Here is a 25,580-nt window from a genome sequence, read left to right as displayed (position 1 = left end):
AGGAACTATTCTTCGATAGATGCCGTATTTGAGAGGTTGAAGAATGGCCTCGAGCTGGAAGGAACGCCTGATCTCCCGGTAATAAGCGGGCAGGTGAAAGCCGTGATGGATTATATCGATTCAAGCTTTACGGAGGATATTATGCTGGGAGCCATCGCCAAACGTTTTAATTTGAGCCTTAGCTATCTCAGCTTCCTGATTAAGAAGGAGACGGGAACCTCTTATTCGGACTATATTACGGGCAAAAGAATCGCGCTAGCAAAAGAACTGCTCAAAGAAAACTCTACTTCCGTTCACGAGGTAGTGGAGCGTGTCGGCTACAAGGACTATTTTCATTTCAACAAGCTGTTCAAAAAACACGTCGGGCTGACGCCAAGCAAGTTCAGAAAAATATGAAAGCGCTATCTACAATCCAGACCAATTTGCAAAATTACAAACATATGGCTCGGGGCGGAATCCAACTATCATGGGAAGGGTAAGAGCCATTACAAGTCTTAAGGGGGAACAAAGGTATGAGAAAGCATTACAGCTTGTGGACGGTCATGCTATTGTCTTGTTCGATAGCGCTTTCAGCCTGCAGTTCGAATCAACCGGATTCCAGCAAGGAAGGGAAAAATAACGCCGCAGCTAACTCTGCAGAGCCGTCAGCGAGCGCAGCGCCCGCGGATGCGGCTCCGGTCAAATTGACTTGGTTCTCCGATGTTAGCGGTTGGAATCCGCCTTCGCCTTGGAATTCGGATCCCAATTCGGTAGAAGGGACGATTACGAGCAAGACCGGACTGTCCTTCGAGTTCAACATTCCGGCACAGGATGCGGGCACGAAATTAAGCCTGATGCTTGTCTCGTCCAATAAGCTGCCGGACATTATGACGCTGACGGACGGCACTTTGGAGAAGAAGCTGATTGATGCCGGAAAAGTATGGGACCTGGATGAATTTCTGAAAAAGTATGATCCTTCCTCCCCGCTGCTCGCCAATTTTCCGCAGGACTTAAAGCAGGCTTTAATCGAGCGTGATGGTGGTTGGTACGCCTATCCAAGCCATATGGATACGCAGGATGCACGCAAGATTTACCCGCCGTCCAGTGAATATTACTCCGATGCAGCCAAGTACCGGAATAATAATTCGATTATGTTCAATCAGGAGATTATGCAGCAAGCGGGCATTACGGAAGATGGGCTAAAGACGGAAGACGGCGTGCTTGCGGCTTTTGAGAAAGTGAAGGGACTGAAAATCGACGGAGCACCCGTTGTTCCCCTGATGATTAACGGGAAAGATTATCAAGGTTTATCGGTTGGCGGAACAGGGCATGGCGGCACCCTTGGCACGCTGGAAGCGATGTTTGGCGCCATGCCGGTCGACAAGGATGGCAATTACCGCGACGTCATCCTGGCTCCGGAAACGAAGCATGCGCTTGATTTTCTGTACAAGGCGGCAAAGGCGGGCGCCTTTGATCCAAGCCAGATGACCGTGGATGATACATCCACAAAAGCATCCGTCAAGACCGGTCGGGTATTCAGCTTCATCGGCAATTCCGCGAATACCGGATTTACGGATGAGAATGCGGTCGGTACATGGATTACGCCAGGTCCGATGTTGTCGAATGAGGGGACAAAGCCGGTAGCAGGCCGCTCCTTGAAGGCGGGTACAGGCTGGATGAACACGTTTATTTCGAAGGATGCTCCTAACCCGGAGAGAATCGCTAAATGGTTGGATTTCATGACGAGCGACGAGGGACTCTTGCTTAATTATTACGGCTTCGAAGGAACCGATTATACGCTCGATGCGAATGGGCTTGTCGTGCAAACGGAGCAAGGGCTGAAGGCTGCCGCGGATTATTCTAAAACCGGCGTATTTGCCTTTTGGCCGTTCCATAATATTGCCTGGCATGACCATGCAACGGTAGCCCCAACCTCGAACAAAGGGGCGGACAGCGTAATGGCCATGCAGGTACAGACGACGATTGGCAAAAATTCCGAGATTTACGATTCTTCGGCCTTGATTATGCCTAGCAATTTTATTGAGGCCGGCAGCAAGATGGCCAATGATCAGCTGCAAATCAAAACCTATCTCGAGGCTCAAATATCCAAAATTGTTTTGGCAAAAGACGAGGTGTCAAGAGACAAGCTCTATGACGATATGATCGCCCAGGTGAAAAAGATGGGACTAGACGATATCAACGCGAAGATCAACGAGCAATTCCATAAGCAGCAGGAAAGCTACGGTACAACGATTAAAGGCATCAATTCTTAAGCAAGGCAAGAAGGGGATCGTGTCAAAGCCGAATGCTTCGGCACGATCCGCCCTTGAGCAGGAGGGAGTCAACTGATGAATCCGTCGGATAAAAAAAGGAAGAAACAAACAGGCTATGCGCTGCAATCCGACTTGCGAACGCAGACCGAGCTAGCGGTAATGATAGGGCCTGGCGTGATCTCCATCATCGTATTCAGCTTTTTGCCGCTGTTTGGCCTGCTGATGGCCTTCAAGCATTATGACCCCATCAGCGGCGTTAAAGGGATTTTCACCAGTCCCTGGAATCATTTCGATAACTTCAAGCTTATCTTTGACAACTTTCAATTTTGGCCCATGGTCAAAAATACGCTTGGCATTAATCTGATCGGGTCGCTGGTCGGCATACCCGTCACGATTATTTTCGCATTGCTGCTCAACGAAATCGTCAGTACCCGGTTTAAATCGGCTATTCAGACCATTACCTATTTGCCGCATTTCTTGTCTTGGGTCATTTATGGCGGCTTGTATATTACGCTTCTGAATCCGCAGGAAGGGATTATCAATTATTTGCTGGTCCATCTGCATCTGGTGAAAGAGCCGCTTCAATTTCTATCCGATCCAAGCTATTTCTGGGGTCTCGCAATCGTGACGAATCTGTTGAAGGATCTAGGGTGGGGAGCGATTCTGTACTTGGCGGCGATGGCCGGCGTCGACCAATCGTTATACGAAGCGGCGTCGATCGACGGAGCGGGACGGTTCAAAAGAATGTTCCATATTACGTTGCCCGGCATCATGCCAACTTTAATGATCATGATTATTTTCGCGGTAAGCGGCATGCTGAACAATAACTTTACGCAAATTTACGTGTTGCAGAACTCCTTGAACCTGCCTGCGAGCCAGGTCATCGATACGTACGTCTATCAGACGGGCCTATTGAATTTCCAGTTCGATGTCGCAACGGCTATCGGATTAATGAAGTCCGTGCTTGCGCTTGTCCTGCTTGTGGGAGCTAACTTCGCTTCGAAAAAAATGACAAAATCAGGTCTGTTCTAAGGAGGCATCCCGGTATGGTTGGAGGAAAGTCTCTAGGAGACCGTACATTTTCCGTTACGAATACAGTGATCATGGTCGTGATCATGATTGTGACCGTATATCCTTTTTGGTACGCCATTATCAGTTCCCTGAACAGCGGGATCGATTTGCAGCGCGGACCGGTGTTTCTATGGCCTCGTATATTTACTTGGGCGAGCTGGCGAGCGGTTCTGGCCGATCCTGGTCTGCTTAGCGCAGCTTGGATTACGATATCCCGTACGGCGTTCGTAACAATCATCTCGATTTTTTATACGGCGATGTTCGCTTATGCCTTCTCGCGTCCCTATTTGAAGTGGAGAAAATGGTATATGGCGCTTGGATTTACGAGCATGTATTTCAGCGGCGGTCTTATCCCGTCTTTTCTATTGATTAACTGGCTCCATCTCTATGATAATTATTGGGTATACATTATTCCTTCTTTGTTTGGCGGCTTCTGGAACGTTATTATCCTCAACGCGAATTACAAAGCGATTCCGGATGCCTTGTTTGAATCCGCCAAGCTGGACGGGGCAAGCGAATTCTCGATTTTCCTGAGACTTGTTCTGCCTCTGTCGAAGCCGGTATTGGCGGCATTGTCGATCTTTACGGCGGTCGGAATTTGGAACGATTACGGAACAACGCTTTATTTTACGCAGTCCAATGACCTTCAGACCCTGCAGTATTTGATCCTGAAGCTGCTTCAGACAAGCTCGGCGGTAGAGCAGCTGTCAAGCTCGGCCTCGCTGTCCAATCCCGCGGTATCCGAGCTGCTGTCTTTGGCGCAAGGACAAGGCGAAATTACGTCGCGTACGATCGAATTAGCTTCCATGGTAATCGCGTCGATTCCGATGATTGTGATGTATCCATTCGCGCAGCGGTTCTTTATTTCGGGCGTGTTGCTAGGTTCGGTGAAAGGTTAATTCCAACTGGGAACGGAGAGGAACAGCGGCTATGAAAGCACCTTTATTCAGAGATCCGATCTATGACGGGGCAACGGATCCTACGATCATCTATAACCGGGAAACAGAAGAATGGTGGATGGTCTATACGAGCAGGCGGGCAACCGCGGAAGGGCCTGGGGTGGCCTGGGTGCATGGCTCAGATCTCGGAGTCGCGACGTCTGCGGATGGCGGACGGAATTGGGTATATCGGGGGACGCTGCCAGGGCTTGATTTCGAATGGGGGCGCAATACGTTCTGGGCACCGGAAATCTATTGGCATGACGGCATTTATCATATGTACGTCAGCTATATTCAAGGCATCCAGGTGGAGTGGACGGGGGATCGCCGGATTATTCATTATACGAGCAAAAACCTGATCGACTGGACACTGGAAGGACCGCTCTCTCTAAGCTCGGATCGCGTGATTGACGTATGCGTTCATGAGCTTCCGGGAGGAGGCTTCCGGATGTGGTACAAGGATGAAGAGCATGGATCGGCTACTTATGCGGCAGACAGCGAGGATTTGTACCATTGGCATAACGCCAGACCTGTACTTACGCACCGCGGGCATGAAGGACCTAATGTCTTCCGGTTCAAGGGCAGCTACTGGATGATTATCGACGAATGGAGAGGGCAAGGCGTTTACCGCTCGGATGATCTGGACAATTGGGAGCGGAACGGGATGATTCTCGAAACTCCGGGCGTCCGTAAGGATGACGCATGGATCGGCCATCATGCGGATGTAGTCGTCACCGGGGACGAGGCGTATGTCTTTTATTTCACCCATCCGGGAAGAAACGGGATGCAAGAGGGCGCAAAAGAAGGATACGAGCAACGCCGGTCATCCGTTCAAGCCGCCCGGCTCGATGTGTGGGACGGGATTCTCGTATGCGACCGGGATGAGGAGTTTGAGATGAACTTGATAGCTGAATAAATAACCTTCAATAACCCGGTTGATCACGAACGGGTTATTTTTTTTTATGATTAAAACAATTCTGACATAAACCTTACACTGGGTTCAATAACTTTTTCCGGATGCCGATAAAAGTCATGGACGCTCTATATGGAGTGACAAAGATTTTATTTGAACGATATGGGAGGGAATTAATGCAACGCAAGTCATGGAATGACGAGCAGGAACGGTCCGCGTCATTTATTAAATCTGAACTCACTCTTCCGAAAGGTGGAGGAGCCGTCAGAGGAATGGGCGAGACTTACGAGCCGGATTTATTCACGGGCAGCATGCATATGAGTATACCTGTCTATTCGTCGCCCTGCAGGGAGTTTGAACCGAAGCTCCAGCTTCAATACAGCTCGGGCAGCGGGAACGGTGTATTTGGACTCGGCTTTTCCTTATCCGTCTCATCGATTTCTAGGCGAACGGATACCGGAATTCCGAAATACGACGGTACGGACCGGTTTTTGCTGGATGGCGAAGAGATTATTCCCAAGCTTGATCCCGACACCGGCAATCCGCTGATTCGAACAGAAAACGCAGGTAATCACCTTTGGAACGTTACCGACTATATTCATCGGCTGGAAGGCTCTTTCGCGAAAATCGAATTCTGGCAGACCGCCGGAGCTTCTTTTTGGAAGCTGCAATCCGGCAGCAACGTTAGCTCGGTTTACGGCCAGAGTGCAACGGCACGAATAGCCGATTCGGCGCGTCCGGAACGGATTTTTCAGTGGTGCCTGGAGCAAGAGGCCGACGCTAAAGGCAATAAGCGAGAATATTCGTATATTCCCGAGAACGGGGAGAATATTCCGCTCGCTTTGTCCGGGCAGAACAGGCAGTGTATGGCTGCCGTTTATTTGCACAGCATCGATTACGGCAACTACTTCGATGAACAACAGGAAGAGAAATTTGCCTATCAGATTGTATTTGATTACGGAGAATACGATATCTCCTTAGAGTCGCTAAATCAGGCCGGCAGCAACCCCCACGTCCCCCAGACATCTTGGCCGACACGAGTGGACTCATTCTCTACCTACCGAAGCGGATTCGAGGTGCGAACGCACCGGCTTTGCCGTCAGGTTCTCATGTTTCACCGTTTTGCGGAGCTTGGTCCAGATCCTTGTCTCGTTCGCATCACGCGATTCTCCTATTCTCTCGATCCCTTGGTTCAATTGAACCGGCTGACTTCGGTCGAGATGATTGGCTGTCAGAGACAACAGAATGGAAGCTACATCACCCTTTCCACACCTCCTTTAGAATTTACTTACACTTCTTTTCAACCGAAACACCAAGCATTTCAACTCCTTCAGATTGAGGGAGGACATACCATCCCCGGATATCTGGACGGTACTTCCTATGAATTTGCCGACTTATACGGCGAAGGATTGCCCGGTATCCTGCAAGTCCGCTCCATTTCGGCTGCCTATTGGGAACAGGAAGGAAACGGAAATTTTCGAAGCGTGCGGGTTGCAGATTCATTTCCCGTGACGGAGGAGTCTGCAGCGGAATCGAGGACCTTTACTTTAACCAGTCTCGATGGCGATGGCGTCATGGATTTGGTCGTAACGGATACGCATTGGGCAGGCTACTATGAAACCGAATACGGGCGATCCTGGAATGGCTTGCGGCCATTCGAAAGCTTCCCGCTGGAGTATTTGCAAAGCTCCAATCCGAAAGAGCTGGCGGATATGCAAGGAGACGGCGTTCCGGACTTGGTTGTTTTTGAGGACCGCCAAATCAAAATCTACCCTTCCAAGTATGAACGAGGCTATGGGAATCCGATTACCGCAATGTACCCTGCAGCATTTCCGCTTGGCTCAACGGACAGCGCGAATGAAGTAGTAACGTTTGCCGATGTTATTGGCGACGGTCTGCCGCACCGGGTCCGGATCCGGAACGGCAGTATAGAATGCTGGCCGAACCTGGGATACGGACAGTTCGCGCCGGTTATCCGGATGGAGCAAGCCCCTTGCTTTGAAGACGAATTTAATGCCTCGCGCCTGTTTCTTGGAGATCTAAACGGATCAGGCTTGACGGATATCGTCTACGTGTACCCGGACCGGGCGGATTTGTATTTCAATCTGGGCGGCAATGCGTGGAGCAAACCGGTAACGGTCAACTTGCCCGAAACGTTTGCGGAGACGGATCGCATTCAGCTTACGGACGTGCTTGGCAATGGTTGTGACTGCCTGCTCTTCACTAAAGTCAGCACGGATTCGGTCAAGCATTATTACTATGATTTTTCCGGCGGACAGAAGCCAAACCTACTGAACCGGACGGACAACGGCGTAGGCGCCATAACCGAAATTGAATATGCAAGCTCGGTCAAGTTTTATCTGGAGGATAAAAAGGCAGGCCGCCGCTGGCAGACCGTACTTCCGTTTCCCGTCCATGTGGTGGAGCGGGTTCTCGTGACAGAGGAATGCACGGGCAATCAGCTCACTACCCGGTACGGCTATCATGAGGGGTATTACGATCCGGCGGAAAAAGAATTCAGAGGCTTTGGCTTCGTGGAGCAATGGGACGCCGAGGAACGTTCAGCGGGAACCGGAGCGGCTCCCGTGTATTGGAGGCGTTGGTACCATACAGGCTCCTCGCTAAACGCAGCCGCTTTGTCCCGCCGCTATTACGATCAGTACTATAAACAGGACGCATTCGCTTATGCAATGCCGGACAGTGCTCTTGACGAGGCGCTGACAGGTGCGGATGGAGAGACGCTGCGCCAATGCTATGTTGCCTTGAAAGGTATGCCTCTTCGCGAAGAGGTGTACGGATTAGATCAACCGGGAGGAATCTCCGAGCATCCGTATACCGTGCACGAGAGTAATTACACCGTAAAGCTGATCCAAGCACGGCGGCCATCCGCCATATTTGCCTCGCTGCTCGTCCAGGCCAGGGAATCGATAGATTACGAGTATGAGCGGGATCCACACGATCCGCGCGTGCGTCATGATCTGGTTCTTGCGGCGGATGAGTTCGGACATGTGACGAAGGAGATTCAAATTTATTATCCTCGCCGGTCAAATGCTGAATTGTCCCTGCCTGAACAGCATCAGCTGCAAATGCTGCTTCAAGTGAATGCCTATATTAACGAAACCGCCGAGTTTCGTCTGCTTGGCATGGAATGCGAGAGCCAAGCTTACGCGTTGTGGGGGATCGGGCAGCCGGCAGCCTTTTATTTCAATGTGACAGATTTGCAATTCCGGTTCAAAGACTCGCTGCCTCCGGTCATACCGTACGGTACGCTTCCAACAGCAGGCCTGGTTCAGGCTGAGCTGCTTTCCTGGACCCGGCATTACTATTGGAATTTGGCTCAGACGGATGCTTTGCCGCTTGGTCAAACGACGGGAATAGCGCTTCACCATCATAGCGAGCATGCGCTTCTTGCATCGGACCAGGTCAGCAGCCTCTATGCGTCCAGGTTGACAAACGGAGAAATCACGGACGACTGCGGCTATGTTCTGAATGAAGGGTATTGGTGGAATCGGGGGCTGGTCCAGCACTACGCGTCGAGTACGGATAACCGTTTCTATCTGCCTTGGAAAATCGAGAATACGCTGCTAGCCGGCAACACGAATCTCTTCAACCGGACGCAGTTCAGCTACGATCCTTATTGTCTGGTTCCGACGAATACGACTCAGTATGTCAGTGAAACGGTATCCACCTCGATGTCCATGGTTCTGGATTACAACGTCATCAAGCCGAAATACACGACGGACGTTAACGGAAATACGGCTCAGGTTCTTTATGATCCGTTAGGCATGGTCACGGTATCCTCCTTGTTCGGGACTTTGCTCGGCAAGAGGGTAGGAGACGGAGATCTTAACGCGTACCAGACCGTCGCGGGCGGCTCATTCGAGGATGTTCTAGCCTACCCGGAACGTTACCTTCAGCAGGCATCGTCGTTTACTTACTACGAGCTTTTTGCCTGGGGACAAGGCAAGGGGCCGAACCGTACCGTCGAGCTTTTCCGGGAAACGAGCGTGTCGGAGGAATCCGGCGGCCAAACAACCCGTATTCTCGTCAACGTCACTTATATCGATGGACTAGGAAGGGTTATGGAAACGAGGAAAAGAGCGGATTCCGCGGGCGCTTCTCCGCACGCTGAACGCTGGCTCGTCTCCGGCCGCACGGTCTACGACAACAAAGGAAGACCTGTCGAGCAGTATTTGCCCTATTATTCCAGCGTTCCGGTCTATGAGAAGGATGCGGATTCACAGGCAGTATTGCCTCCGCCGACAAGAACCTCTTATGACCCGCTTTCCCGTGTATACCGCGTGGATTCGCCCAAAGGATTTTATGCGAAAACGGAATATACGCCTTGGGAGGAAGCGCAATACGATTCAAATGACACGATTGCGGATTCCGAATATTACAAGCAGTTCATGCAGAGTTACCCAAGCCAGCCGAATCAAAGCCAGGCAGACGAGAAGGACGCTCTGCTCAAGGCTTACCGGTTCCGTAACACGCCGCTTGTGCAAGTGAAAGATAACTTGGGACGCGTTTTCCTGAGACTGCGCGATAATCTGGGCGAAACGTCAAGCGGGTTGTTTTCTGCTATGGTGCAAGGCAGCGGCATTTCCGCATCGGATGTATGGAATGAGCTTGTTCGACAAGGGTATGTGGAGATGACGGATACCGCTTCTGGAAGCGGGAGAGCATCGGCAAGGTTCCGTCCGTACGCCCCGGACTTCAAGCTTGCGATAGGACCGGCATACGAGCCTTTCGCGGATCGGATTGCCGTGCTTCTCAGACAGAGCTGTCTGCCGGAGTACACGGGTTATGACAGCAAAGGTAACGTTAAATACGAGATCAACGCGAAGCATTATTATTCGGGCATCTCGCAAGGCACCACGCTGAAGGATGTGCAGTTTACCTATGATATGCAGAATCGTCTGTTACGCACGGACAGCAGGGACGCTGGCGTGCGCCTTGGGATAAACAACATGTTTGACGATCCTGCGCATACCTGGGACAGCCGGGGGTTTCACACCGCTACCCTTTATGACGGACTGCAAAGAACGGCCCGGATTCGAGTGGACGGGTCCGATCCAGCTTCCAATCTGAAGCTGGCTAATACGGTTGAAAAATATGTTTACGGGGATAATGCCGGACTTAGCTTGGCCGATGCCCAAAACCGGAATCTTCTTGGCAAGCTGTATACCTTATATGACCAGTCTGGCGTCACGCATTATCAGCTATATAGCCTGCAAGGACATATAGAGGCTACCGAAAAGCTCCTGCTTGTTGATTACGCGGCGGAACCGGATTGGGATGCGGAAGACGAGCCCGCGCTAAACGGGGAATCCTTCGTCACTTCTTATTCCTATGACGGCCTGGGACGCCAGATCGCCGAAACCTCCGCCGATCAAACGGTGTACAGGACCGCTTATAACTTGGCCGGCCAACTGCAGAAGGTGACGGTTGACTTCGCGGAGCAAGCCGGAGTGCCATTCATTCAGGACGTTCAATACGACGCTGACGGCCAGCATTCGCGGATTATCCGGGGCAACGGGACAATAACGGATTTTGTTTACGAGGAGACTACCCGGAGGCTGCTTGGGATAACAACAACCCGGTCGGCCGCGGACGGCAAAGGGGCGGCAAGAAGCACGCTCCTTCAGAAGCTTTCTTATGCGATGGACCCTGTCGGAAATATAACGAGGATGCGCGACGACAGCTTTGATACGGTATTCCAGAATCAACAGATCGTGGAGCCGTTAAGCGACTACACCTATGACGCCCTTTACCGGTTAATTCAGGCTTCGGGACGTCAGCATCCGGGAATATTGCCGGATACGCACGCAACGGGCTTTAAACAAAGCATGTGGCTGCCCGCCGCACCGCCGCACTTGAATGATGCGGACAAGCTGGAAAATTATACGGAAGCCTATTCGTACGACGAAGCGGGCAATCTGGTCAAAACCCGGCATGCCGCAGCTTCCGCCACTTGGACGCGAACGCTGACGGTAAGCGAGGATTCCAACCGGCTGAAGGAAATGACCGCAGGCACGCAGACAGGGCTTCCGGTACAGCTGCAATACGACGATAACGGCAATCTTCGGGCGCTGGAGCATTTAAGCTCCCTGCAGTGGAATTACAGGAACAACCTGGCAAGCGCAACCGTCATCGCGAGAGAAGGGGATCAATCGGACTGCTCCTACTTCATCTACGAAAGCAGCGGACACAGGGTTCGAAAGGTGCTGGAGCGCAAAATCAGCGACGGCATCACCGAGATTCAAGAAAAAATCTATGTTGGGCGTCTGGAAATCAAACGCATTACCCGGGTTCAGAATGGCGTGCAATCCATCATTCTTGAGCGGTACACCTACCGGGTCATGGAGGATGAGCGAATGGCCGCCATCGTAAACTTTTGGACCAAGGACGATCCGGGACGCGAGACCGATGCCATTGGCAAACGGCAATTGCGGTATCAATTAAGCGATTATCTCGGTTCCTCCACCATGGAGATAGACGAGGACGCCGGTTTGATCAGCTACGAAGAATATTTCCCTTATGGCGGGACGTCTTACCTCACCGGATCGAATCAGCTGGAGGTGCAGCTGAAGGAGTACCGCTATAGCGGCAGGGAGCGGGATGACTGTACCGGCTTGTATTATTACGGGGCAAGGTATTATCCGCCTTGGCTGGGACGTTGGATGAACCCGGATCCGGCAGGTATGTCGGATGATCCGAATATGTATGCATTCGTCAGCGGCAACCCAATCCGCTTCGCCGATTTGAACGGGATGGCGAAGAAGAAAAAATCCGGCAATGCGGTCGCCAAGAAGAAGCTCCACGCCAAGATGAAGGCACAGCAACGGAAAAACGATTTGACGAAGTTTGTTAACGGCGACAGCGCGACGAAAGCCCAAACCATCTCGCAGCTGAGGGGGCGGCCTCTCAGGGTTACTTTGGCACGGCAGTCTTTTGTCCGCAAGGTGCTCCATAAGGAAGCGGACAAGGCGCAGGTAGAGCTGGATCAATTCGACGTGCCGCCAAGCTCCGGCAAAGCCCTGCCGGTAAAGGTAGCCGACCCGGCAGGCGTGCAGGGAGGCTTCTTCTTCGGCAAACGCGACTACATCGAGAGACAGCATATCGTTTCCCCATCCAGTCTAAACGTGGACGGCCGCGATTCCACCAACGACACGATGGGCAAGGCAAGCGCCTTCCACAGCACAAACAACTTGCCGGCGAGTCTGTATTCCAACCGGGATGATACCAAGCTTGGCGGCTTGGGCGAGGCCTGGTGCCATCTGATCGCTCACTGCCTGGGCGGCCCCGAAGCCTCCAACAATCTCGTGGCGGGAAGCCAAGGCTCGAACCTCGTGCAGCTAGGAATAGAGCTCGCCGTTAAAGATTTTGTCAGCACAACGGGCGAGAAAGTGCTCATTAAGGTAGGCGCCAACGTGCGGCTTAGGGCTGACGGCGCAATCACGCATATTGCGGATGAATTCTTCTACCAAATCTATGACTTGAGCGGCAAACAAGTTTACGCCACCAAGTTCAAAGCCGATATTCTTCGGGCGGATACGCTCCAGAAGCAGAAGAAGACGGAAGCGACCAAGAGTTTGAACAGCCATTTCGGCTATTAACTCCATTCGGGAACCAAGGAGGATCATATTTACACATGGATATTCGATCGTATCTGAGCGATACTCATCCGTCGGTGGCGCAATTTTACGCCAATAACCCGAAGTTCGACATTACCAGCTTCCAGTTCGCAGACGCTTCATCGGTAGACGCGTTAAACGGAACCGGCGAACAACATGCGGAGGCGCTGCATAGGCTTGGCGGCTACCAAAGGCTGCTCCGACTCACCGATAATCCGCAGGCGGCCGGCGTATTGCTGGCCGGCAGCGACAACGGACATCCTCCTCTGCATTCGGCGATTCAGATTGCAGCGGTCAATCCGGAGCATTTTGTAAGCTTCTACGGACCGCTGCTGGGGGATGACGGGGAAGCGCAAGCAACCGCCATTCATGAGAAGGCTAGGCATATTCAAGCGCAGTTGATGCATGAATGGGCTTCCGTCTCGCAGCTGTCTGCGCCGTATACGCGAAATTTCGCGGTTAACTCCATATCGGGCGCTATTGTTCAGCATTATGAAGAGCTCCCCGATTATCAGAAGATCTTCGGTACGCTGAACTACTGCGAGTGCGATGAATGCAAATCCATTTTCGGACCGGCAGCGTACCTGGTCGAGTTGATGCGTATTGTGAATCAGAACATCACGGTGCCAAACCAATCGACTATTCCGGCTAATATGGCGTTGGCGGCTCGCCGTCCGGATTTGGCCAATCTAGCGCTTACCTGCGAAAATACGAACACCACGATGCCTTATCTGCAGGTTGTTAACGAGCGCCTCGAGGCGACCGTCAGGTCGGCAATGGAAATCGAGGGGGATCTGTATCAGAAGCTGGCGGCACAGGTGTATCCGTTTAACTTGCCTTTCCAATATCCTTTGGAGCAGATCAGGATATATTTGAACCGGATGAACGTAAGACTCCAGGATTTGTTTGCGGTATTTGGCGCACCTGACGAGGGAACGGCTGCTGAAACGCTAGGCCTGTCTCCGGAGGAATTCCATTTGATTGGGACCTCTGCAACGGACGATACGCAGCTGAAGGCCTTTTATGGCGTAACCGATCTTGCAACGCTGTCCGACGTAAAGACCTTCTGCGGGCAAACCGGCATAACGCTGGTGCAGCTTCAGACGTTGTTAAACCAAGATCTTTCGGCAGCCGAGATTGAAGCCGGGCTAATGAAATCGTTCTTCATTAACTATGGGCTTGCCCAGCCCCTTCAGGTCAACAGTCAAGGTGCCGCCTTGAAGATCGATTATCTAACCAATGACGCTCTGGACCGGATCCACCGGTTCCTGAGGCTGAGCAGCAAGCTGGGCTGGAGCTATGCGGATCTGGACTGGGCGCTGCAATGCGTCAACGCCGGAGCTCCGAAGCTGGACGCCGGAGCATTGGCCGGTCTTGCGAAGCTGAAGTCGGCGATGGAGCAGTGGAACTTGTCCGTCCTGCAGGCCGGCGCGCTTATCTTCGATGTGAAGACGTACGGGCAGGGCGATTCTGCGGTATCGAACACGCTGTTCGATAACCTCTTTAACGGACCGGAATCGGCTTTCTATCATCCCGCCGACGAAGGGAAAGACAGCTATGCCTTTAATCCGATGTTTAGGGATGACCTTTTGCATTGGACAATCGGTGCCGCGGATGCCGACAATACGAAGCTCGCCGCCCGGATTGCCGCGGCCTTAAAGCTGAAACAAAACGATCTTGAGCAGCTTGCGACAGCGCTGTTCGGCAACCAGTCTAAGGTAGCGTTAACCGTAGGTCAATTATCGGTTCTCTATCGTTATTCCTTGTTTGCCGGCATGCTCGGAATGCCTATGGCGCAATTTGTTATGCTGCTTGCCTTGTTTCATTCCTTCACGCCCGTACCTTCAATGGATGCGTGGATGTTATTGAGAAAGAACGCGGACCGCTTGAAGCGGTCGAGACTTAACGTTTACGAACTGGACTACGTGGTGAACGGGAACGTATCCGACTACGTCGATCCGCTGTACCGTTACGCGGAGCTGGACGGTTGGCTCGGCAATCTGCCGAAGCTTATCGCAAGCGCGGATTCGGATCAGGATGCCGGCATGGCGTTGAAGGATCAGCAACTAAAGCTGATTGGACAGCTTGCGGCATTCTTTCATGTGCAAACCGCGCAAATAAGCAGCTTGATTCAACTGCTCGGCTATACCGATATGATCGCCGTATTCACCGATCCGAAGCAGCAATCCACGGCGGAAGCAACAATAAAGCAGTTGTCGCAGTGGCTTGTGCTGGCGAAGAGGTTCGGGCTGACAAACGATGATCTTGCGGTGATCAAGAACAGCCTCACCGCATTTGGCATTGTTAACCCGGCAAAGCTCAGTGCCTCGAATGTACTTGACATTTACGCTTATCAGGAATTGAAAGCGATCTTTGGCGATGTGAACGGAGCGGTTGCCGCATACTTGAGCGCCGCCTCGGACAGTGATGCATCCGCTGCTATTGCCCCGCTGACCGGTCTAGCGGATACCGAATTGACTTCCCTGTTTGCGTTGTTCCCACAGTTGTCCCGTATTGAACGCTTGTATCTGCTTCAGAGGGTGACGGGAATCCTGCATGCAACCGGCGCCGGCTTTAGTCTTCTGTCAGAAGTAAGTAGGCTTTCCGGACAGGATGCCGCAACGCATTGGACGGACTACGCGAAAGCGGCGGATAATCTGCTATTGGCGTTAAGGGCGCGTTTGGGAGGCGACGATTGGGACAGCTTGTTCCTCCAGGTGAACGGAGCCGTTCAGGAGAAGCAGAGGACGGCATTGATTCCAACCGCGTTGAATGCACTGTCGCAAAAGGACGACTTGGGATGGATCAAGAACAGCCGGAATTTGTATGAATATTTGTTAATCGACGTGGAAATGAGCGGCTGCGCGACAATCTCTTATATCAAAGAAGCGTTAAACGCCATTCAGCTGTATCTCCAGAGATGCAGGGAGCGATTGGAGCCCGGGGTCATTCATTTCGATATTCCTGAGGCCTGGTGGAGCTGGATGATCAACTACCGTCTTTGGGAAGCGAACCGCCAAGTGTTCTTATATCCGGAAAACTACATTAATCCGTCCTACCGGAAGAACAGGACCTCTCTGTTCACCGATTTGCAGAATACGCTGAAGCAGGGCGATATTACGAAGGAGACCGTGGAGGCCGCCTTTCGCAGGTACCTCGACAGCTTCGCCGAGCTTGCCAAGCTGAAGGTTGTCGACACCTATCATACGCGCGTTACGGATGAGACGCATAATAACGCGGAGGTGACGTATCTTTTTGCCCGGACGGAGACGCAGCCTTACAAGTATTACTATATGACGCGGGATGAAGGCAACGTGTGGTCGGAATGGAACGAGATCAAGGTTTCGATCAATTCGGATACCGTCTCGCCTGTATATGTATTCAACCGCCTCTTCCTGTTTTGGGTAGAGCAGAAGTCCGTAAGGGATAACGGCACCGGCTCGGCCCAGCAGCGATCGGTAAGAGCAACGATCCGGTATACGTTCTATAACTTCAGCGGCAGCTGGGTTGCCCCGCAAACGCTGTCGGAGGATACGGTCATTTCGGCGGACAACAGCACCTTTATGAATTTGAATGGAGTCAAAACGCTGTTCGACGCTTCGCAATTCGATGCCTCTCAGCTTTGGTGGAACAAGGTCTATCCGCTTAAGATCGAAAGAAATAACTATCTAACGCCTAATGTCGGGGCCAACCAATTCGAGAAGCTGGTCATTTTCCTGGGCCCCATGATTGATATTGGCGGTCTGTCCGCATTCGCGATGCCGGCGGCCCCGCAGTCCGCTACAGACGCGCTGCAGCAATTCGAGGACCGTTTATACGAAGTGACTCATCAGTTCGTCCTGGCTAAAAATGTCGGGCACACCGGCTTCCTGCCCGTGTTCCGTCCTATCGTAATGAACGATGACCTTCAGCCCGGCTTTATCGTAAACCCGGACGAGTACATCATAGCGGGGAAAGAGGCGTTAATCAGCCAGACGTATTTCCGGCCGGAAATCGACCGCAGCTCCGGCAGGCTGAATCTGATTGACACGAATCAAATCGTTTACGACAACTATGCGGCGGATTCCATCCGGACTCCTTCGCCGGTTATTGCGGCATCCCGGTTGAATGAAGCTTCTTTTGTCTCGGCAAGGCTTGGCATGGATGCCGCACAGTCAACGGCCGTTTGGAACGGCCTCATCAAATCCGGCTACATCAACGAAAGAGGTCTCGTTCTAGGCTCCTTCAGCTTTGCTCAGCTCGGGAAGGACGTGGCCGGCTATCTGTCGGGACAGGCGGATATCCCGGCGAAAACGTCTTATGTGCTGCAGCAGATCAGCGGAGCAATGGGAACGGTATCGCTGTCCGGCAATATGCGGGGCAATGAATACGAAGTGCTTACCGTAAAGAACCATCCGGCGGCCTTTTTGTTCAAAGGAGATAAAGAAGCCTTCCTGCTGATGGATATCGATGAGGAGCTGCATGTGCCCGCAATCAGCGAAGCGTTGCTGAACCCGGATACGATTTTTACGACGGCGTCCTTTATTTCGCCTAATCTCAACATTAACGCAGACGGTTCCCAATCGATCTACAATCTGCTCGCGCAAGGAGGTTTCCTGGATGAGGACGGGGTCCTGCAAAATGACTCGGATGCCCAGAGCTTAACGGAGTATCTGCAGCCGCAGCTCGTCGCCAATACTTCGGCAGTCGTGAACATTCTGATGAACAGTCCCATGTTCATGGAACAGTCCTTTGTCGCGCCGGCGCCGATTGATATTGAAGCTTCCGGCTCCCAATCCGTGTACCAGCAGCTCGTCAAATCGGGGTATTTGGACCCTAACGGCAGAATTATGGCCGATATCGATTTCTATGAATTAAACGAATTCGTCGAAGGGCTGCTGGACGGACAGCCAAACGAGAATTTGAAGGTCCGTCATGTCATGGATACGCTGTATCAATGGCCGTTCCCGGTGTCCGTCGGTTTCCTGGACCGGAACAAGGATGGCATTGGAAGCATCAAATACAATTTTACGGCTTTCCGCCTGACGACAGCAGCCGTTCACCGGCTTAGCTCCGCGCTCTTCACCGGCGGAATCGACGCGCTGCTCAGCCTCGAGTCGCAGCAAATACCGGTTGAAGCGGAGCTGCTGTTCAAGCGATTCCGGTTCGACAGCCATTTTGTCATAGCGCCGGCTGCTGCGGACGGAGCGCAGGTTGATTTCGACGGGGCTTACAAGACCTATTATTGGGAGCTGTTCTTCCATGCCCCGTATTTAATAGCGGATCTGCTCAAGACCAATCAAAGCTATCAGGATGCCGAGAAGTGGTATCAGTACATTTTCAACCCAACCTTGCAGCCGCTGCGGATCGGTCCGGGAGACTTTCAGACGTCGACGATTGGTCTCACAAGCTCTCAGCGCATTTACAAGATTCTGGTCGATCAGAAGATTATTACGGACGAAGGCGCCGTAAGCGGGGATTTCTCGGAAGCAACGCCGATCAACCAGCTGTTCGCCTTTCTGGACGACAAGCAGATCGATTCGGTCCGGAACCGGCTTCTGAATGACCAATTAAGCAACCCGAATGCACGCTTTTGGCAGTTCAATCCTTTCCGCAACCATAGCTTGGAAGCTCTTAAGGATCAATTGACCAATCCGCAGGAGATTGAAGCCTATAACATGGATCCGTTTGATCCCGACGCCATCGCCGGCCTTCGTATAGGCGCTTACGAGAAAGCGGTGGTGATGGCTTATATCGACAATCTTCTGCAGTGGGGCGATTCCTACTTTGCGCAATACACCTGGGAATCGATTGTAACGGCTACGATGATGTACGTGTACGCTTATGATCTGCTGGGGCCAAGACCGGAGGATCTGGGAAAATTCCCTGAGCCTGAACCCAAAACGTTTAACGATCTTCTTGCGCAGTACCAGAAGGACATTCCGCAATTTTTCATTGCGTTGGAGCAGGAGGCGCCTGCAGGCGACGCTTTAATGGCGTATTCTCCGTTCAATGCGCTGGACACCTATTTCTGCGTACCGGAGAACCGGCAATTTATCGGGTATTGGGACCGGGTGGAGGACAGGCTGTTCAAAATCCGGCATTGTCTCAACATCCAGGGCATACCGCAATCTCTGGCTTTATTCGAGCCGCCGATTGATCCTGCCCAATTAATCCGCATGGTCAGCTCGGGCGTGAATCCGCTCTCGGCTCTTACGCCGGTAAATCAAGGAGTTCCTTACCGGTTCGCCTTCCTGCTGGATAGAGCCAAATCGATCGCGGGAACGTTAACGCAATTTGGCGGAAGCCTGCTAGCCGCGCTTGAGAGGAACGATGCGGAGGGTCTGGCGCTCCTGCAGAGCACGCATGAGAAAAATATTCTTAATCTCACGACAATGATTAAGGAAAAGCAGCTGGAGGAGATTGCGGATACGGTTGCGTCCTTAACGGAAAGCCGTGCAAATGCCTTGTTCCGTCAGAATCATTACAGCTCCCTCTATAACGAGAATATTAACGGACTTGAAATTACGGATCTAACCTTAAGAGGGGTCTCGGCTAATCTTCAGGTGGCCTCCGTTGCCATTCACGGGCTGTCGATCGGGGCTTATCTGGCACCGAACATATTCGGATTGGCGGATGGCGGCATGCAATTCGGCGACGCGGTAAATGCGGGCGCCGCCATGGTGGACGGAACGGCAAGCGGATTGGATAAAGCCGCCGGCTTGATCAGCACCGGAGCACAGTACGTGCGCCGCCGGGAGGAGTGGGGGCTGCAGCGGGACATTGCGGCTTCCGAGGTGAAGCAGCTGGATCAGCAAATTGCCGGTTCAAACGTCCGCGCGGACATGCTGCAGCGGGAGCTGGACATTCATCAGCAATCGATGAAACAGCAGGATGAAGTCGAGCAGTTCCTGCGCGGCAAGTTTACCGGCCAAGAGCTGTACCAATGGATGATCAGCCGGCTGTCAACCGCCTATTTCCAGTGTTATCAGCTGGCAATGGACTTGTCGATGGCTGCGCAAGCGGCTTACCAGTACGAGCTGGAGCGGCAGGATCAATTCCTGCAGTTCGACTACTGGGACAATCTCCACCGGGGACTTCTTGCCGGAGAGGGGCTGCTTCTGGCCTTGAACCAGATGGAGAAGGCATACCTGTTCAACAACTCGAGAGATTTGGAGCTGGAAAAGACGGTTTCCTTGCTTAGCTTGGATCCGGTTAAATTTATAGCTTTTAAAGGGGGGATGCCGGGCGGTACGGGGACACAGGGCAAGCTGGATTTCGAATTCAGCGAGAAGCTGTTCGATTTCGACTTCCCGGGTCATTATTGCCGTAAGATCAAGTCCATCACGATATCCATTCCGGCTGTTGTCGGACCTTACCAGAACCTTAACGCGATACTGGTTCAAAACCGCAATTCGGTTGTCGTCCAATCGGACGATAAAATCTCGGGGGTCAAATATCTCCTCGATCCGGCTAATCCGTTACCGGGAACGGACGTATTAAGGCAAAGCCGTCTCGCGCAGCAGGTTGCCGTAACCAGGGGGATGAATGATTCCGGGCTGTTTGTTCTCGATTTCAGAGACGACCGGTATTTGCCGTTCGAAGGGACGGGAGCCGTATCCTCGTGGACGCTGAGTCTGCCGCCGGAGACGAACCGTTTCGATTTCGGCAATATATCGGATGTAATCGTCAAAATTCAATACACGGCAAAAGACGGCGGGACAGACTTTGCCAATCAGGTACGGCAGCAACTGCATGCGGACAGCGCTCCTTATCCGTATACGCCGGCGAAAATGATCGACCTGAAGCAAGCTTACCCAAGCGAATGGTTTGCTTTGTTTAGTCCGCCTGCGGCTCAAGGCGTGCAGCAGATCAGCTTCCCAATTACGGACCGGACGATTTTGACTCATTTATCGAATGTAAGCCTATTGTCAGCCACGGTTCTGGTACAGACGTCCAATCAAGCAATCGTGTCCGATAAGGATGCGAATACGCCGTTTTTGAGCTTGAAGCTTGGGGATAATCCAGCGGCGCCGATTCACGTTACGAACAACTCGGGCACTTGCGATTTAAGCAATATCGCAGGAACCGGCTTCAATGCCGTCCTGCAATTCCAATTATCCAATACGCCGGCGGCTCTTCTGCTTAATGGAGCATTAAATCCGGATGTGTTAGCAGGGCTTACGGTCATTATTACTTATCAATCCAATGTATTCGCGAAAACAAGCACAACCAACTAAACCAATAAAGGGGTTATGAATGATGGATTGTTTAGACTCTCTTAAAATCAACTTGGGCGAGGCGAAAAATTTGACGGACGTGAACTGGTCCCAAGTGAATATTCAAGATATTAACAACAACAACTTTCAATTCGGAAAGCCGTTCTACCTGGTATGTCCCGGGGAGCATTGCCAGGATAACGTCAATTTCACGCCTCAAGCTCACCGCTTGTGCCAGTGTACGGACATTAACGGGCATTCGATTCCGGGCTGTTCCCCGCACGACTACCTGTACCCGTATGCGGCTCAAATATGCTTCAATACCAGCAATCCATCCGATTTGAGCCATGCCACGCTTGGCAACCGAGGCTGCATGAGCCTGGGCGATACCTGGAATGTCGTTACCTGCTATTGCTGCTGCTCCTGCTTCGCGCACGGTACTCAAATCGGCACGCCGCAGGGCTCTCAAGCGATCGAGAAATTCAGCGTTGGGGATAAAGTGATCACGGCCAGCTTGAAGCAAAGCTCGGAAGGGCTGCAGCTGGAGTGGAAGAAAGCCAAGCTGAATTTCAGTAACGGTACCGGCCCCGAGAGTCATCAGCCCGCGATGATCTACATCCGCTTCGGCGGTCATGGCAGCATCATCGTAACGCCGGACCATCTGTTCCTTATGCCAAGCGGCAAGCTGAAGCGCGCTGACCGGCTTGTGCCGGGCAAGGATTTGCTCGTGTCCTACAACAATACGCAAGTAGAAATCAACGAGATCAGCGTTGGCGAATACAAAGGCGGCGTGCATCATATCGCTACCGATGTTGCTTTTGACGGAACGCTTGACGGGCACTTGCTGCTGTCAGAGGGACTCGTATCCGGCGATTTCAATCTGCAGATCCATCAAAGAGAGCTTCAGGGAAGCGGTCTGCTCGAGGATACCGAGGATCTTCCGATAGTAGGCACAAAAGAATACGAAGCGGCTCACTCGCATTTGGTTGCCGGAAATTATTTGTCGTTCAGCGCTCCGAATCTTAAAGCTGGCGAGGATACGCATGCGGTAGCAGCTACTCCCGAAGCAGCGGCGCAGCGCAGCAAGTTCTACGTGCATGGCTCCAACGTGGCGTTTGTACCGGACAACGCGGCAAGCTTCATCAGCCCTCTGCAAGCCATCGATGTAAACGATAAAGCGGACAGATGGGGCTTTACGGAAGTGAGCATCGGCAATGCGATGGTGAAATATTTGGTGAACCTGTTCCAGGGCTTCTACCCGGACATTACCTTCTATCATGATATTGGCCGTCTGGAGCCAAACGCTTACGCCTTCACCCAATATGGCAAACAGTACATTGTATTATCCGGCGGATTGACCCGCATTAAAGGTCTCGGCATGGAAGGAATGGCCTTTATCCTCGGAAATATGGTCAGCCGTCTTCAGAAGAGCGCCCCGTTGAACGCGGACGGCTTCACAACCGTTGGCATGGCGGATTACTACACGCCGGCGATCCTGCAAAATATGTTCTTCGGCAATCTCTATGCACCACTGATGACCAGCGGTTTGGAGCAGATTCAAAACGTGATCTTCGGCAACATTAACGTCTCGCTGCACGATGCCTTCGAGACCGATCCTTTCCAGCCGACTACGGGAACGAGAATGGATGCGGTGGAAGCGGGCAACGGCATGAATTTCCCTCCGAACGGGATTGGAGGCCCTGAGCTGAACGGGCTGAAGGTTACCGGAGCAACGGTAACGGGGCCGGCAATCAGTATTGCTTCGCTAGTGACGGCGGATATTGCGGCCGACCTTGCGGCGGCGGCGTTCAAGCTGCTGCAGGAGAAAAGCATTGTAGATGCGTCTGGCTTGATTGCGGCGGATTTCACGGTAGCAACGGATTTATCGTTCCTGTTCGCCGATCAGGCTGACGAAATGAGGACCCTGCTTACGGAGGAGGTTCGTTATGTCTTGCTGCATGCCGCATCCACCGTTGAGCTGCATTTTAATACGGCTGTAAAAGCGATCCATGCGGCCGATGAAGACGATTTTTCGTTTACGCCTAACGCCGTTATTACGGATGCGCAGCCGGGCAAGAACAATTCGTCGGTATTGCTGAAGGTTTCTCTCGAGCGCGGAGTCACGTATACCGTGTCCGTCTCCAGAGCATTAACTTCGGATATCGGATCAACCTTGGATCCGAACGCCTCGACGGCAGAAGTTACGTTGAAATAACAGCTTAATTACAACGAGAAAGGGGATTAAGAGATGGAATCAGCCGCTCCAGAGATGGGAGCATTCACAGGGACGATTGAAGAACAGTGCAGGCAATTCGGCAGTATCCTGGGTTTGGAAGGCCCGGTATCGGAAGAGGTATTGTTCGCGGCTGTTCATGATCCCAGCTACGCGCATAATTTATTGTCCGCAAGAAGATCGGAGATGTTTCTGAATTATCTGCTCAGTAATCCTCCTAAGGTGGATTCGGCGTCGGAAGCGGAGACGGAGGCAACATCCGCTGAAGGAAACCCTTCCAATATGGAACTCGCCAAGAAGGTTGGACATGCTTTGTGGAAATGGGCCAAAGCGGGCTTTGCCACGGTAGAGGACGAGATATACCGCAAGCGGATGGATGCCTGTACGGCATGCCCGCACAGTCAGAGCAAACCGGATAAGCTGCTATACAACGCCTTGTCCAAATCTGCGGCAAGCGACGGAACTGCCGAGAAGATCTGCGGTAAATGCGGCTGCGTGCTATCCAAGAAAACCAAGCTGCCAACGGAATCCTGTCCGGACAATCATCCGGAGCTTGCCGGAATGACCCGTTGGGAAGAGCCTATTACCGTCTGATTCTTTTTATAGTTCGTACAAACGGAAAGCTGACGCTGGTATTTAACCGGCGTCAGCTTTCGTGGTTTTGCTTGATCAACGCAGCTTCCTGAACGCAGACCTTAATTCATTGGTAAATAACGCCGGCTGCTCCCAAGCGACGAAATTGCTTAGAGTATAGCGGTGCAGAAAGCACCGCTATACTTGTTCGGTTTATCCTTTTTTCGTCTGCAAGCGAATCACGTTCCAGGAAGCTTTACCCAGGACGGCTTGAACGCTGCCGTTATCCGCCGTCGTGCGGCCTCCGGCATGCGGAACGACGTTGCGCGGATTGGATTTGGTGTTGGTTGCTTTCAAATCCTTGCTTTCCATGACGACATGCTCGATTACGCTTACCTCGCCAAAGCTGCGGAGGTCCAGGCTAAGCTCCATTTGCTCTTCCAGATGGCGGTTAACCGCAAACACCGTGATCAGACCCTGCTCCTCGTCGAAGACGCTGATCGCTTCGAGATACGGAACGTCGGTGAAATCCTTGGAATCGTATTTCGGAGAGGTGATATTAGCTTGCAGCACCGTACCCCGTCCGAAGTTTGAGGCATGCAGGAACGGATAGTAGGTCGTTTGCAGCCAGATCGCGCCGTTCGTCTCGGTCATAATTGGGGCGATAACGTTAATTAATTGAGCGATGCAAGCCATTTTGACGCGGTCCGCATGCTTAAGCAGCGTAATCAGGAAGCAGCCAACCGCAAGAGCATCCTCGTGCGTGTACACATCCTCGAACTCCGGAGGAGCAATCTGCCAACGCTCGTCGGCGCGGCTTGTGCCGATGGTGTTCCATACATTCCATTCGTCGAGGGAGAGCATGATTGTTTTTTTGCTGCGTTTCTTCGCTTTTACATAGTCGCAGATCGCGGCTACGCTGTCGATAAATTGGTCCATATCGAGCGATTTGGCCAAGAAGTTCGCCGTATCGTTATTGTTGTTATTGTAGTAAGTATGGAGAGACAGGTAGTCCACTTGATCATAAGTAAGATCAAGCACCGTAGCTTCCCAGTCTGCAAAGGTGCTCATGCCGCTGCTGGAACTGCCGCAGGCAACAAGCTCGATCGACGGGTCAACCCATTTCATTACCTTTGCGGTCTCATTGGCAAGCCGTCCGTATTCGACGGCCGTCTTGGCGCCTATCTGCCACGGACCGTCCATCTCGTTGCCCAGGCACCAGGTTTTGAAGCGGTGAGGCTCCTTGTAGCCGTGAGAGATCCGCAGATCGCTCCAGTAAGTACCGCCGGGATGATTGCAATATTCCACAAGATTTCTTGCCGCATCCATGCCCCGCGTCCCCAAATTTACAGCCATCATGACATCGGAGCCAACCAGCTTGGCCCAATCCGCGAATTCGTTGGTGCCTACCTCGTTCGTTTCCGTCGTCCACCAGGCCAGCTCGAGCAGGCGTTTCCGTTCACTCTTTGGACCTACGCCATCCTCCCAATTGTAGCCGGATACGAAGTTGCCTCCCGGATAGCGGATAATAGGTACCTGCAGAGCTTTGATGACTTCAATGGCATCTTGGCGGAAGCCGTTCTCGTCAGCCGTCGGATGTCCCGGATCGTAAATGCCGCCATAGACGGCGCGGCCCAAGTGTTCGATAAAGGAACCGTATACACGGGGATCAACAGGGGAGACGGTAAAGTTCTTGTCAACAAGCATGCTGGAACGAATAGTCATGGTAAAGCCTCCTTTAGAATTAGGGAAAAACAAAATCCGT

At 52.3% G+C, this 25,580-nt stretch carries 10 protein-coding genes; 9 read left to right on the top strand and 1 reads right to left on the bottom strand.

Going from position 1 to position 25,580, the window contains the following annotated elements; genetic code table 11:
* Positions 1-36: 36 nt before the first annotated feature.
* From CFI03_RS13115 to CFI03_RS13075, 9 genes are all read left to right on the top strand, one after another.
* Positions 37-396, top strand: coding sequence for a helix-turn-helix domain-containing protein (locus CFI03_RS13115; protein ID WP_248757557.1), 360 nt, complete (start codon positions 37-39; stop codon positions 394-396).
* Positions 397-512: 116 nt separating this feature from the next.
* Positions 513-2,252, top strand: a complete 1,740-nt coding sequence (locus CFI03_RS13110) for an extracellular solute-binding protein (protein ID WP_248757556.1) — start codon at positions 513-515, stop codon at positions 2,250-2,252.
* A 75-nt stretch (positions 2,253-2,327) separates the two neighbouring features.
* On the top strand, positions 2,328-3,284 hold the full coding sequence (locus CFI03_RS13105) for an ABC transporter permease (protein WP_248757555.1): 957 nt from the start codon (positions 2,328-2,330) through the stop codon (positions 3,282-3,284).
* Positions 3,285-3,298: 14 nt separating this feature from the next.
* Positions 3,299-4,222, top strand: a complete 924-nt coding sequence (locus CFI03_RS13100) for a carbohydrate ABC transporter permease (protein WP_248757554.1) — start codon at positions 3,299-3,301, stop codon at positions 4,220-4,222.
* A 31-nt stretch (positions 4,223-4,253) separates the two neighbouring features.
* On the top strand, positions 4,254-5,177 hold the full coding sequence (locus CFI03_RS13095) for a glycoside hydrolase family protein (protein WP_248757553.1): 924 nt from the start codon (positions 4,254-4,256) through the stop codon (positions 5,175-5,177).
* A gap of 173 nt (positions 5,178-5,350) precedes the next feature.
* Positions 5,351-12,793: a SpvB/TcaC N-terminal domain-containing protein gene (locus CFI03_RS13090; protein ID WP_248757552.1), complete on the top strand. Its 7,443-nt coding sequence runs from the start codon at positions 5,351-5,353 to the stop codon at positions 12,791-12,793.
* A 35-nt stretch (positions 12,794-12,828) separates the two neighbouring features.
* Positions 12,829-21,030: a Tc toxin subunit A-related protein gene (locus tag CFI03_RS13085; protein WP_248757551.1), complete on the top strand. Its 8,202-nt coding sequence runs from the start codon at positions 12,829-12,831 to the stop codon at positions 21,028-21,030.
* 19 nt (positions 21,031-21,049) lie between these two features.
* Positions 21,050-23,224, top strand: a complete 2,175-nt coding sequence (locus CFI03_RS13080) for a Hint domain-containing protein (protein WP_248757550.1) — start codon at positions 21,050-21,052, stop codon at positions 23,222-23,224.
* A 33-nt stretch (positions 23,225-23,257) separates the two neighbouring features.
* Positions 23,258-23,836 carry a hypothetical protein gene (locus CFI03_RS13075; RefSeq protein ID WP_248757549.1) on the top strand — a complete coding sequence of 193 codons (579 nt, stop codon included), beginning with the start codon at positions 23,258-23,260 and terminating at the stop codon, positions 23,834-23,836.
* Between the two features lie 192 nt (positions 23,837-24,028).
* Here CFI03_RS13075 and arfA read toward each other — a convergent pair whose 3' ends face one another.
* Complete coding sequence (arfA, locus tag CFI03_RS13070) at positions 24,029-25,540, bottom strand: arabinosylfuranosidase ArfA (protein ID WP_248757548.1); 1,512 nt, start codon at positions 25,538-25,540, stop codon at positions 24,029-24,031.
* Positions 25,541-25,580 lie beyond the last annotated feature (40 nt).

Source organism: Paenibacillus sp. ATY16 (assembly GCF_003399985.2).
In the GTDB taxonomy this organism is placed as follows: Bacteria; Bacillota; Bacilli; order Paenibacillales; family Paenibacillaceae; genus Pristimantibacillus; species Pristimantibacillus glycanilyticus.
This window is presented reverse-complemented; position numbering and strand designations above follow the sequence as displayed.